This window comes from Kitasatospora sp. MBT66 (assembly GCF_000710405.2).
Taxonomy (GTDB): Bacteria; Actinomycetota; Actinomycetes; order Streptomycetales; family Streptomycetaceae; genus Kitasatospora; species Kitasatospora purpeofusca.
This window is the reverse complement of the sequence record NZ_JAIY01000027.1, coordinates 15129-15940: the sequence shown is the minus strand read 5'-3', so window position 1 is coordinate 15940 and position 812 is coordinate 15129. Positions and strand designations below refer to the sequence as shown.

The 812-nt window shown below is 77.6% G+C and carries 1 protein-coding gene; it reads right to left on the bottom strand.

The features are described from left to right. Window positions 1-181 precede the first annotated feature (181 nt). On the bottom strand, window positions 182-812 hold a 631-nt coding region (locus BI06_RS45070), incomplete at its 5' end, for a tetratricopeptide repeat protein (RefSeq protein ID WP_158516557.1).

The window sequence follows — 812 nt, the reverse complement described above, 5'->3', positions numbered from 1 at the left end:
CTCCGCCCCGGCCGACGCCCGCCCGCACCACCGACGGACCATCCGACCACGCACCACCCCCGCCCGGTCGCCCGCCGTGCCGGCCCGCGGCCACGACCACCCGCGCGGGCGACACCGCCGACCGGCAGGCCCGCGAAGCCCGGCCACGTGGTACGGCGAGGACGGTGCGCCGCGACAGTCGCTACCCGCCGGCCGGGCCCCGGGCGTGCGGCGGGTCGGCGGCCTCGCCGAGGCGGGCCAGGGCGGCCAGCACATCGGCGCGCAGCCGGGGGTTGCGGGTCGTGCCGTCCAGCACTGCCAGGGCCTGCCGCAGCCGTACCGCCGCCTCCGCCGGACGGTCCAGCCGGCGGAGGCGGTCGCCCAGGTGGTAGAGGGTGATGCTCTCCAGGACCGGATCACCGCTGGACCGGTGCCGCTCCAGGGCCCGGTGCAGGTACTGGTCCGCCTCCCGGTCCCGGCCCGACAGCATCGCGGTCACCCCGATGTTGGTCTCGCAGACCCGGATCGCCCAGTCGTCCCGGCGCTCCTCCGGCTGCGCCCGGAACAGCGTCAGCGCTCCCTCGAAGTGCAGCCGCGCCTGCCCGTAGGCACCCGTGCCGAGACAGTGGTCGCCGAGGTTACCGATCGTGTGCCCCTCCCCGACCCGGTCGCCGATCGACGCGAACAGGGCCCGGGCGAGACGGAGTTCGCACAGCATCTCGTCATGGCGGCCGAGCGCGCCCAGTGCCGTCGCCAGATCGTTGCGGGCCTGGGCCTCGCCGGACCGGTCGCCGGCCCGGACGGCCGCCGCCACCGCGAGGCGGGCCGCCTCC